Origin of the sequence: Actinacidiphila oryziradicis (assembly GCF_005047355.1) — a bacterium.
GTDB lineage: Bacteria > Actinomycetota > Actinomycetes > Streptomycetales > Streptomycetaceae > Actinacidiphila > Actinacidiphila oryziradicis.
In genome coordinates, this window is record NZ_SUMC01000160.1 from 1 (window position 1) to 11,683 (window position 11,683).

The 11,683-nt window shown below is 67.5% G+C and carries 8 protein-coding genes and 1 pseudogene; 6 read left to right on the plus strand and 3 right to left on the minus strand.

Features of this window, described 5'->3' with window-relative positions; genetic code table 11:
* Positions 1 to 622: 622 nt before the first annotated feature.
* Both FCI23_RS50870 and FCI23_RS50875 read right to left on the minus strand, forming a co-directional pair.
* On the minus strand, positions 623 to 2,854 hold the full coding sequence (locus FCI23_RS50870; RefSeq protein WP_246144837.1) for an RICIN domain-containing protein: 2,232 nt from the start codon (positions 2,852 to 2,854) through the stop codon (positions 623 to 625).
* Positions 2,855 to 2,902: 48 nt separating this feature from the next.
* Positions 2,903 to 4,315, minus strand: a complete 1,413-nt coding sequence (locus FCI23_RS50875) for a chitinase (protein ID WP_136730760.1) — start codon at positions 4,313 to 4,315, stop codon at positions 2,903 to 2,905.
* Between the two features lie 391 nt (positions 4,316 to 4,706).
* Here FCI23_RS50875 and FCI23_RS50880 point away from each other — a divergent pair, with 391 nt between their 5' ends.
* Both FCI23_RS50880 and FCI23_RS50885 read left to right on the plus strand, forming a co-directional pair.
* Positions 4,707 to 6,926, plus strand: coding sequence for a glycosyl hydrolase family 18 protein (locus FCI23_RS50880; RefSeq protein ID WP_246144838.1), 2,220 nt, complete (start codon positions 4,707 to 4,709; stop codon positions 6,924 to 6,926).
* A 1-nt stretch (position 6,927) separates the two neighbouring features.
* Positions 6,928 to 7,161 (plus strand): annotated as a pseudogene (locus tag FCI23_RS50885) (acyl-CoA dehydrogenase family protein); the annotation flags it as partial.
* Between the two features lie 327 nt (positions 7,162 to 7,488).
* Here FCI23_RS50885 and FCI23_RS50890 read toward each other — a convergent pair.
* Entirely contained in the window at positions 7,489 to 7,848 is a 360-nt protein-coding gene (locus FCI23_RS50890) for a winged helix-turn-helix transcriptional regulator (protein WP_136730761.1), read from the minus strand.
* 80 nt (positions 7,849 to 7,928) lie between these two features.
* On the opposite strand from FCI23_RS50890, the gene FCI23_RS50895 reads away from it, so the two are divergent.
* The 4 genes from FCI23_RS50895 to FCI23_RS50910 form a co-directional block, all read left to right on the plus strand.
* Complete coding sequence (locus tag FCI23_RS50895; protein WP_136730762.1) at positions 7,929 to 8,633, plus strand: SDR family oxidoreductase; 705 nt, start codon at positions 7,929 to 7,931, stop codon at positions 8,631 to 8,633.
* 242 nt (positions 8,634 to 8,875) lie between these two features.
* A complete protein-coding gene (locus FCI23_RS50900) occupies positions 8,876 to 9,214 on the plus strand; it encodes an MFS transporter (RefSeq protein WP_136730763.1) in 339 nt (112 codons plus the stop codon).
* Positions 9,215 to 9,252: 38 nt separating this feature from the next.
* Positions 9,253 to 9,936, plus strand: a complete 684-nt coding sequence (locus tag FCI23_RS50905; protein ID WP_246144839.1) for a group II intron maturase-specific domain-containing protein — start codon at positions 9,253 to 9,255, stop codon at positions 9,934 to 9,936.
* A 183-nt stretch (positions 9,937 to 10,119) separates the two neighbouring features.
* A partial coding sequence (locus FCI23_RS50910) for a site-specific integrase (protein WP_246144840.1) occupies positions 10,120 to 11,683 on the plus strand: 1,564 nt, incomplete at its 3' end.

Sequence of the window (11,683 nt, forward strand, 5' to 3'; positions counted from 1 at the left end):
TGACCGCGGGGACTTCGACCGCGACCGTTTCGACCGCAGGGACTTCGACCACGACCGTTTCGACCGCAGGGACTGCGACCGCGACCGTTTCGACCGCAGGGACTTCGACCGCGACCGTTTCGACCGCAGGGACTTCGACGACATCCGCATTGGTCTCATCGTGCTCTGACGCAGCGGTCACGCGGCTACGGGCATCACCCGGCGAGGGTGGTGCCCGCAGCTTTCGTGTTCCATGCCGTAGGGGCCGGGCCGTCGCCGATGATGACCCGGCCCCTACGCCCGTTCTCGCTGTTTCCGTGGGCCGGTGCTACTTCGGATCAGGACGGTGTCGACGCACGCCAGACCTCCCCATCCCGCCACGGCCGATCGCCGCGTCCAACCGGTACCGCTCCGCCACCAGCACCCGCGTACCATCATCGATTTGGATCAGCCAGCTCGACGGCCGCAGGCCGCCTTCCCCAGACCCGGCCATCGGGCGCACGGAGAGTAACGCGGCGGGGTCCAGCGTACAGACCGCCGACGCACCGCCGGCCGGGAAGTGGCCGCGCCCGGGGCCCTGCGGCGGCTGCCGTCGCATCAGCAGCGGTAGCCGGCCGGTGGTAGCCCGATCAGAGAGGGGCCATCACGGGTAGTTGGCGAGGTAGGCGACGCTGTTGGAGGAGTTCGACGGGCCGCCGGTGGAGTTGATGATGTGGCTGATCGTTCCGACGCCGCCCAGGGAGACCGTCACCAGGTCGTGGAACCTGACCCCGGAGGTATAGGGCACCTCGAAGGCGCGGTCGGCGACAACGGAGGAGTTCGAGCTGAAGTAGCAGTAGCTGCCGACTCCCCATGCCTCGTGGCTGGTCACCGAGTCGGCCACCTTGTAGGCGGCGTATCCCTGGGTGCTCCCGTTCATCCAGCTCGCCTGGTTCGGCGGGTCGTACGGGAGCTCGTTCTGGAAGAAGTAGGTGCGCCCGCCGTTGCCGTTCCAGAGCACCGAGTACTGTTGGTAGTGCTCCACCGCCAGGCCGTACATGGTGACGTTGGTGCCGTTCACGACCAGGCCGTTGGCGGCGGTGTTGGACGTCCAGCCGACACCGCTGCCGTGGTCGGCCCGCCACAGCCACAGGTCGTCGCCGATGACGTTGCTGCTGTTGACCTGGACGCTGACGGTGGCCTTGCCGACGGCCGCCCCGCCGATGCGGGCGAAGACGTCGGACAGTACGGTCGGGTCGGCGGAGTGGTCGGCGTTGGAACCGCTCGGGCCGACCTGCAGCAGGACGGGGGAGTTGGTCGTGCCGGCGTCGAAGAGCAGCCCGCCGATCCGGATGCCGTTCACGTCGGCGGTCGACATCGCGGTGACGCCGTTGTCCGCCTCCAGCGTGGCCAGGCCGAGGCCCAGTACCACGGTGTCGGGGCGGGTCACCCTGATGGTGTCGGTCAGGTGATAGACGCCCGGCGTGAACAGCAGGTTCTTGCCCGAGGCGAGCGCCGTGTTGATGGTCGCGGCGGTGTCAGTGGGCTTGGCGATGTAGAACTGGCTGATCGGCAGGGAGGTGCCCGCCGGGACGGCGTTGTTCCAGGTGGCGCCCTGGGTGTTGGTCCGGTCGGCCGGGACGAACACCTGGTAGGCGCCGGTCTGGTCGACGTAGAGGAACGGCTTCTCAGCGATCGTGGGCGCCTGGGCGACCGTGGTGTACGGGGGATTGGGGAAGCTCTGCGCGGGGGCGTTGGTGTCGCCGACGAAGACCATGTTCCAGTTGGAGCCGGTCCAGCTGCCCCACTGGTCGCTGCGCGACAGCCACTGCTGCTGGGTTCCGGAGTTCACCTGACCGTTGACCACCGAGTCGCCGAGGAAGCCGCCGCTGGACCAGCCGCCGTTGTCGTCCAGCACCATCGAGCCCGTGACGTGCACCCTGCGCATCGGCGAAGCCTGTGACACGGCCCACTTGGTGCTGCCGGAGGAGGGGCTGATCGTGAGGTTCTCGGCGGAGCGCCAGAAGTTCTGGGTCGCGTTGCCGCCGGCCCAGGCCGCGTCGGCGTTCACCCCGCCGCCGGTGATGGTGGTGGCGTTCGGCGACTGGCCCAGGCCCAGTACTTGGGTGTAGAAGCCGACGTTGACGTTGACGTTGTACGAGCCCGGCTTGAACAGCAGCGCGTAGCGGTTGCTGCCGAACTGGTTGGTCTGCTGCTGGTTGTAGACGTTGTCGAGCTGGCTCTGGATAGTGGAGCTCGACATCGATGGGTCGAAGGTCAGCACGTTGGGCCCCAGGTCCGGGGCGGCTGGCGGGGTTCCCCCGGCGAGGGCGAGGGTGAAGGACTGGGCGGGGGTGCCGTTGCAGGTGTACTGCTGCAACTGCGTGCTGTCGGCCGTTGAGGCGCTGGGCACGTCCAGGCACTTGCCGCTGTTGCGGTTGATGAAGTGGTACCCCCCGGTGGGCTCCGCGACCGGCAGCCACTGCTGGTTGTTGCCGCCGCCGTACGTCCACAGCTGGATCAGCGCGCTGTCGGCGGCGGACACGTTGGTGACGTCCCACACCTGCGCCGTGCTGTTCGCGCTGCCGACCTGGAAGTAGCCGCTGTCAGTGGCGGTAAACCGCCACTGTTGCGCCCCCGTGCTGTTGCAGCTGTACTGCTGGACAGCGGTGCCGTTAGCGGTGCTGGCTGCCTTCGCGTCCACGCACTTGGCGCTGTTGCTGTTGGCGACCGTGTACGTGGAACCCGACGAGATCGCCGGAGCGGTGGCGGCCGGGGTGACCGCTGCAGCGGCTGAGGGGGCGAGGGTGAACGTGAGGCCGCTTGCCACCAGGGCCGCAGCGGCTGTTATTGCCAGCATGGCGGTGCGCCGCCACGGTCGTTGAGCAGGGTTCATCTGATCCTCCGTTCTGATCATTCGTCGTGCTGCTTCCGGTCGGCCTGCTCAACTGGGCAGGTTCCACTGCTGGTTGGCGCCGCCGAAACAGTCCCAGATCTGGAGCCGGGTGCCGTTGGCGGAGCTGGGTCCGGTGGCGTCCAGGCAACGCCCCGAGGCGGGGTTGACCAGGGTCCCGTTGCTCTGGTGCTGCCACTGCTGGGCGCCGGTGCCGTTGCAGTCGTAGAGCTGGACCTGGGTGCCGTTGGCGGTGCCTGCGGCGGTGACGTCCATGCACTTGCCGAGGGCCTGGAGCGAGCCGTTGGTTGCCACTGTCCAGCTCTGGGCGGCGGTGCCGTTGCAGTCGTAGAGCTGGATGGCGGTGCCGTTGGCGGTGTTGGCCGCGGCGACGTCCACGCACTTGCCGCCATACCCGGTGATCTGTCCGGTGGGGGCGGTGGGTGCGGCGCCGGTCAGGGCGTTGAAGGTGGAGGCGAACTGGTACGGGTTCTGCGTCGTGCCGCTGCAGGTGCTGGACAGTGTCCCATTGGTTGTGCAGGCCTTGTCGCGGCCCAGCGACCAATAGGAGAGCTCCTGAATGCCGTGGGAGGCGGCGAAGCTCTCCAGCGTGGAGGCGTTGGCGGTGGTGAACACTTCGTTGGTGGAGTCGTTCACCCCGATCATCGGGGTGTTGCCCTCCATCGCCCACAGCTGGGCAGCGGTCTTCGTGGTCCAGATCTGGCCCAACTGGCCCTGCAGGGCGGTCGCTGCGTTGATCGCGGCCTGCCCCATGTCCATGGAGGCGCCATAGTCCATGGTCATGATGTTGACCATGTTGACGTTCAGATTGTGGCTCTTGGCGTCGTTGAGCAGGGAGATCGAGTTGGCTTCGAGACCGGTGGGCATGACCGGCAGGGTGTAGTCCACCGCGAGGGTCTTGCCGCTCGCGGCGTACTGCTGCTGGAGGTTGGCCAGGGCCTGGTTGCGGCGGTCGTTGGCGGCGGTGTCGTTGAGCGGGGCGCCCTCGATGTCGAGGTCGATCCTGGTCAGGTTGAGGGTGTCGATGACCCGCTGGTACTGCGTCTGCAACGAGGGGACGTCGGTGCACGCCTGGGCGAGCTCGGTGCCGGCCGCGCCGCCGAACGAGGCGATGACGTCACCGCCGGAGGCACGGAGGGAGTTGATGGCGCTGGTCCAACCGGCGTCGCTGATGGAGGTGTTGCCGTTGAAGGTCGCATTACAGGTGCCGTCACTGATGACGAAAGCCAGCGAGAAGTACTTCAGCCCGGTGGCGGACTGAGCGGAGGCCATGGCGGAGGGGGAGTTCCAGGTCTCTACGTACGGCGCGGCGTAGTGGGCGGGGAAGCCGGGGCCGGGGTTGGCGGCGGCATGGGCGGTGTTGCTGCCGGCGAGCAGCAGGCCCAGCGAGGCCAGCGGGAGTACGGCGGCGATCAGCGATCTCTTCGGGCGGGACCAGGGCATGGGAGTACTCCTGAGCGGCTGTAGGGGGTATTGCCGGGGGCGTGGTGCCAGGAAGTGACAATGCCGTGAGGTGACGTGCCTTTTAATGACTGGCCGTCAGATCTTTGAGTGAATGGTGGTTCAGGGAGCTTCTACCTGCCGCCACATTTAAGGTGTGAGGCTTGATCCCGTCAAGGTCTGGACCAATTTTGGGTGCAGTGCTGCGATGCGCAGCCCGACCCGCGGGCGCCGAAGCGCCACGTGCGGGCGTGATGGGCGCACGTCTTCTCCGCTGCCTTGCCGAGGCTTTTCAATTGGTCTAGTCCTTATCTTGGTATAGACCATTGACCTGCGCATGAGGATGGCGCTATGCATTCAAGTACTCCCGTCCCCCTCCCTCCGGAGTGTCTTCGTGCAGCTCGTCAAGGGACCGTTTGTGGCAGCCGCCACCAGTGCGGCCCTCGTCCTCGGCGCACTCACTGCGCTCGCCGGCCTCGGCCCGGCGGCCAGGTCCGCCTCGGTCACGGACATCCAGCCCGCCGCGGCCGCTGCGACCAGCGGCGGCGTAAACATCGCGTACTACGACCAGTGGAGCATCTACGGCAACGCGTTCTACCCGAAAGCGCTCGACACCCGTGGTATCGCCGGGAAGCTCAACGTTCTCAACTACTCGTTCGAGAACATCGATCCGACCAACCTCACTTGCTTCGAGAGCACCAAGGCCGCCTCGACAGACGAGACCAACCCGAGCGCGGGTGACGGCGCGGGCGACGCCTACGCCGACTACCAGAAGACCTTCGCGGCCGGCGACGCCGTCAATGGCACCGCCGATGTGTGGAACCAGCCGATCGCGGGCACCTTCAACCAGCTCAAGGAGCTGAAGGCGAAGTACCCGAACCTGAAGATCGTCGCCTCGATCGGCGGCTGGACGTACTCCAAGTACTTCTCGGACGTCGCCGCCACCGACGCCAGCAGGAAGAAGTTCGTCAGCTCCTGTATCGACATGTTCATCAAGGGCAACCTGCCGGTGCAGGGCGGCTTCGGCGGCACCGGCACGGCGGCCGGCATCTTCGACGGCTTCGATCTCGACTGGGAGTACCCGGGCGTCTCCAGCGGCCACGTCGGCAACCACTACAGCACTGCGGACAAAGCCAACTACACCGCTTTGATGGCCGAGTTCCGCACCGAGCTCGACGCCTACGGCACCGCTAACAGCCGCAAGATGCTGCTGACCGCCGCGCTCCCGGCGGGCCAGGACAAGATCGAGCAGATCGAGACCAACAAGGTTGGCTCGTACCTCGACTACGCCAACATCATGACGTACGACATGCACGGCGCCTGGGACGCCACCGGCCCGACCAACCTCCAGGACCCGCTCTACCAGTCGGCCGACGACCCCTCGACCGCCATCTCGCCCGGCACCGAGAAATACAGCGCGGACAACGCCATCTCGGCCTGGACCAACGGCGATTCCGCCTACGGCATCGCGGGCGGCTTCCCGGCGTCCAAGCTCACCATGGGCTATCCGCTGTACTACCGGGGCTGGACCGGAGTTCCAGCGGGCTCCAACCACGGCCTCTACCAGTCCGCAACCGGCCCCGCCCCGGCCAGAAGCACCAGCGCCACCGCGGGCATCGCGTACTACAAGGAACTCGGCGGCATCGTCGACAACTCGGCCGACACCTTCTACGACCCCAAGTCCCAGACCAACTACTTCTACACCGGTAGTGAGTTCTGGACCGGCCTCGGCAGCCAGGCCATCCAGGCCAAGGCCGACTACGCGCACTGCCACGGGCTCGCCGGCGCGATGATGTACTCACTGCTCGACCTGGACGCCAACGACACCCTCTTCAACCAGATCGCCACCGCCGTCAGCGGCTCGGCGTCGAGCTGCACGAGTCCCACCCCCACGCCTACCCCGACGCCCACGCCGGCCAATGACTTCTCGGTAGCCGTCTCGCCGAGTTCCGGGTCGGTGGCACCGGGCGGCTCGGCGAGCGCGACGGTGAGCACCGCGGTGACCTCCGGGTCGGCACAGACGGTCAGTCTCACGGCGAGTGGCGCTCCGTCGGGGGTGACGGTGTCGTTGAGCCCCACCTCGGTCACCGCGGGCAGTTCCTCGACGCTGTCGGTGTCCGTGTCCTCCTCGGCGGTTGCCGGTACCTACCCGATCACGGTCACCGGTACGGCCGCCTCCGGCAGCCACTCCACCACGTACAACCTCACCGTCACCAGCTCCAGCGGCGGCGGCACCGCGCTGTCCAACGGCGGCTTCGAGACCGGCAGCCTGAGCCCCTGGGCCTGCCAGACCGGCGGCAAGGTGGTCCCCACCCCGGTGCACACCGGCAGCTATGCGGTGGACGTGGTGCCCACCTCCAACACGACCGGCGAGTGTGACCAGAACGTCACTCTCAGCCCGAACACCAGTCACACCCTGACCGCCTATGTCCAGGGCAACTACGCCTACGTCGGCGTCAGCGGCGGAGCGACCGCCAGCACGTGGGCATCCGGCACTGGTTGGACAAAGCTGACGGTGCCGTTCACCACCGACTCCACCGGCAAAGTCACCGTCTACATCCACGGCTGGTACGCCCAGGGAGACGTCTACGGAGACGACTTCACCATCAGCTAGCCACGGCATGTCGATCCTGCTTGTCGAACACGGCCCGGGCCTTCCCGTCTCCCGCGGCCTGCCCAAGCGCGGCGACAAGGGCTGCGAGCTCTGCGTCGACGGCCACCGAGCTCCGGCCGGCGCCCTGCTCGGCAGCGCGGAGGGCCGGGGCTTCGGCCGGAGGATGAAGGGCCTGGGGACCGGACGACCGCAGGTTGCGGCCCGCGGGCTGGGCGTCGGCCGGGCCGCCCTGGACTGCGAAGCCGTTGTCTTACCGGATGTGATCGTTGAGTTTCCGCTGGCCAGGCATGGGTCCGTCGTCTCGGTGGGATGGTTCGGGGCGGTGAATTCGTTCTCGGCGACGCGGAGTTGAGGGGTGACGTCGGTGATGGGGCCGGTGGAGGAGCGGGAGACGGCTGCCCGGGTACGGGCGGAGGAACTTCGCGCGGAAGCCGAGCGGGTGCTGGCTGAACTCGCCGATGCGGAACGGGTCTTGGAGCGTCGGGTGATGGCCCGTGAGGAAATCGCCGAGACCCTGGCCGCCGGCCGCGGCCGGGGTTCATGTCGGCAGTCGACTCATGGGTCAGAGAACCGGCTGGCGGCATCGGGCCGCCTCGATGTCCGGGACATGCTCTTCGGCCCAGAGTCGTACGGCGCGGAGCGGGATGAGCAGAGAGCGGCCCAGCGGTGTCAGGGCGTACTCGACGCGGGGCGGGTTCTCGTCGTACGCGTGGCGGCTGACCAGACCGTCGGCTTCCAGGGAGCGCAGGGTCTCGGTGAGGGTCTTCGGGGTGATCCCCCGGATATGCCGCTTCAGTTCGCTGAAGCGGCGAGGTCCGTCGTCGAGGGCGTTGACGACGAACACGGTCCAGCGGGCGCCGATACGGTGCAGCACCGTGCGGCTCGGGCAGGTCGCTGCCATCACGTTGTACGCCTTGCCCATCGCTGCTCCCAGTTTCGTTGAAGATACCGGTATCAAAACCATACCGTGGTGCCCGATCCTACGAAAGGGAGTCGAGACACATGGAACGGATCCTGGTCATCGGCGGTGCACGGGCGCTCGGCGCGGCCGTCGCGAGGCGTGCGGCGAAGGACGGGTACGACGTTGTTGTCGGTGCCCGCGATCTGGCTGCGGCCGACGCGCTGGTGCGCGAGATCGGCGCCACAGCGGTGCGGGTCGATCTGCAGGACGAGTCGACGCTCGCGGCCGCGGCAGAACGGCTGAAGGACGGAATCGACCACATCGTGACGACCGGTTCGGCGCCGCACGACGTTCGCGCGACCGAGCTGGATCGCGACAAGCTGCTGGCTGCGTTCACGGCGAAGGTGGTCGGCCCGATGCTGGTGGCCAAGCACTTCGCGTCGGTCCTGCGGCCGACCGGGTCGATGGTGCTGTTCTCCGGTGTGGTCGGCTGGCGCCCTGGGCCGGGATCACTCGTCAAGGGCGTCACGAACGGTGCGGTCGAGTACGCCGCGCGCCACCTGGCGGCGGATCTGGCGCCGGTACGGGTCAATGCCGTCTCGCCCGGTGTCGTGGACTCGGGCGCATGGGATCGCCTTGGTGACAAGAAGACCGCCTTGTTGAGCAAGAGCGCGGACGGGACCTTCGTCGGACGCCACGGCGAGGCCGACGACGTCGTCGACACGGTGATGTGGCTCCTGCGTGCGGGCTTTGTCTCCGGCGAGACGATCCACATCGAGGGCGGCGCCCGCCACAAGTCCGCCTGATCGGAGGCGGCGTCCGTCAAGCCGTGCGAGGCAGCGCTCGCGAGCTCGAAAGCACTCGGCAGCCAGGCGGCGATGGACGGCGTTCTCGGCATGAGGGCACCCGGGCACACGTCATCACCCAGAGTCGGAGGGACAGCCAGTTGGACACCAGGAGTCAGCGCCGGCAAAGCGAACCGACCGAGACGGCGGCCGGGAAGGGCACCAGAGGAGGGTTACCGTCCTGGCTGGTGGCCCGTGGCCTCATGCCCGAGACGAGCCCCAAACGTTCCTTCGCCGCCGCGACCTTCATCAACCAGATCGGCAAGGGCCTCTTCGTTTCCGGGGCCGCGTTGTTCTTCACCCGCTCCGTGGGCCTCCCGGTCGCCCAGGTCGGATTCGCCCTGGGCGCCGCCGCCCTGATCGGACTCGCGGCAGGCATCCCCGTGGGTCACCTGGCCGACCGGCGCGGCCCGCGCGAGGTCTTCCGGCTCGCGATCGTCGTGCAGGCCCTCGCTGTGGCGGCACTGGTGTTCGTGCGCTCCGTCCCGTCGCTGATCGCGGTCCTGTGCGTGGCCGAGCTCGCCACTCGATGCTTAAGTTGATCCGGGCGTGGCTGCGGATGGGTGTATTGGAGGGTGGGGTGACCTCTCTGACCGGGGCGGGAACTCCACAGGGCTCACCGATATCCCCCTTGCTCGCCAATGTTGCCCTGCACCTTCTCGACGAGGCGTGGCAGGAACACGGCGGGCAGCGTATGGGGGTGCTGGTGCGTTTCGCTGACGATTTCGTGGTCGTGTCGCCGACCAGGGAACGGGCCGAGCAGGCGCGTGAACTGGCAGCCGAGGTGCTGGACGGGCTCGGGATGCGGTTGCATCCGGAGAAGTCCGGCGTCGTCTGCCTCTCCCGGGGCGGGCAGGGTTTCGATTTTCTCGGTTTCCACCACCACAAGGTGGAGTCGTGGAAGTGGCGGGGCAGGTTCTACCTGCAACGTTATCCCTCGCAAAGGGCGTTGGGGGTACTGCGGGACAAGATCCGTGCAGCTACCTCCCGCTCCCGGACCGAGCGGCCGGTGGCTGCCGTGGTAGCCGAGCTCAATCCCGTCCTCCGGGGATGGGCCGGGTACTTCCGTAACGGGAACTCCGCGCGGAAGTTCACTGCGGTAGACCAGTACGTCCACGAGCGGCTGGCGATCTTCACCAGCAGCAAACATGGCCTCTCGGGCCGGAATTGGGCCACCCGCTACACCTATGGGTGGATCAGCCGGCTCGGGGTCTTCCGCCTGACCAGAAACGGGCACAGGGCGACGGTGCACGCCCAGCGGTGAACGATGTCGGAAAGCCGGATGCGGGAGAACCGCATGTCCGGTTTGAGGCGGCGGGGACTGGAAACGGAGCGTGAGCCACCGCGCCAGTCCCCGACCCTACGGGAATCCCGGGACCACGGCCTGTCATTCAAGAGCCGCGGCGAGACCGGCCGCGGCCAGTTCCCTGGGCAGCTGGCTTGGCGGGTGCTGCACGACATGGGCCATTTCCCGTCCGGCACCCCGGCGACGCTGCGCGCGGCCGTGCTCAGCGGGCGCCGCACGGTCCAGGAACTGGTCGACCGCTACGACATCCGCCACCAGGGTGTCCGGCAACTGCTGCTGGATTATCTGCGCCGGCGGGAGCCCGAGATGGACTGCTCGACCCTGGACCAGCTGTCCCGCTCGCTGGCGGCCTGTTCTGGGCCACGATCGAAGCCCTCGCCCCCGGCCAGCCGGACCTGCGGATCAGCGCCGATCTCTACAAGCGGTGGCGAGGCGCTCGGCACCCACCAGGATGGCCGCAAGCAGCGCGAGGAATTCGAGCACATCCTGCGCTCGGTGCGCTCCTTCTACACCGACCTGCACAGCTGGGCGGTCGAGGAACCCGAGAAGTGGGCACCGTGGGTGGCGCCATGCCCAGTACCGGACGGCGCGCTGCGCGGGGTCATCGTCCGACAGCGGCGGGGCAAGGAGAGGATGGACGACCGGGTGCGCCAGCGCCAACCGCTGCTACCCGTGCTCGTGGCCCATCTGGAAGACCGCTACCACCACCTGCGGGCGCTGCTGCAGACTGCCTCGCCGCTGACCGGCGGCCAGACGGTCACCGTCAATGGCCGGGCCTATGAACGGGTCTGGACCGCCGCCGACGACCGGCGCGCTCGGCGGGGCGGACAGGCCAACACCCGGGTCCGCGATCTCGGAAACTACATCAATGTCACCACCGCCGAGGATCTCGCCTTCTGGGAGTTCGCAGCGGTGGAAGTCCTCCGCCACGCGGGCATTCGGATCGAGGAATTTCTGGAGCTCACCCATTTGAGCATCAGGCAGTACCAGCGCCCCAACGGCGAGGTCATCGCTCTGTTGGTGATCGCCCCGTCCAAGACTGACCGCGAGCGCGTCATCCCGATGTCGGCGGAATTGTTCGCCGTGATCGCCGCGATCATCCGGCGGCATACTCAGCATGGCCGTCCCATTCCTATCATTCAGCGCTACGACAACCACGAGCGGCGCATGAGCGACCCGATGCCGTTTCTGTTCCAACGCCATACTGGCGCGGTCCCGCGTGTGATCTCGCCGGCGACCGGGCTGGTCATGCTCCGGCGCCGCTGCGCTGAACTGGCCGAACAGCATCCCAGTTTCCGGGCTACGAGTTTCACGCCGCACGACTTCCGCAGGCTGGTGGCCACGGACCTGGTGAACAACGGGCTGCCCATCCATATCGGCGCGGCGCTACTCGGGCACTTGAATCTGCAGACCACTCGCCGATATGTCGCCGTGTTCAACGAGGATGTCGTGCGCCACTACCAGGAATTCCTCGACCGTCGACGACAGGCACGGTCAGCCGATGAGTATAAGCCGGTTACCAACAGCGAGTGGTCCGAATTCGAGGAACACTTCGACCGGCGAAAAGTCGAGCTAGCCTCGATTCGTCAGCGGGATTCGGTCGCTGACCTGCTCGGCGGTTCGCCCCGTAATGTCCTCGGGCCGTTCGAGGTGGGCCGTCGCGTGACGCCGCGGGTGCGCCGGGTTCCACGGGCCCGGAGTGCTG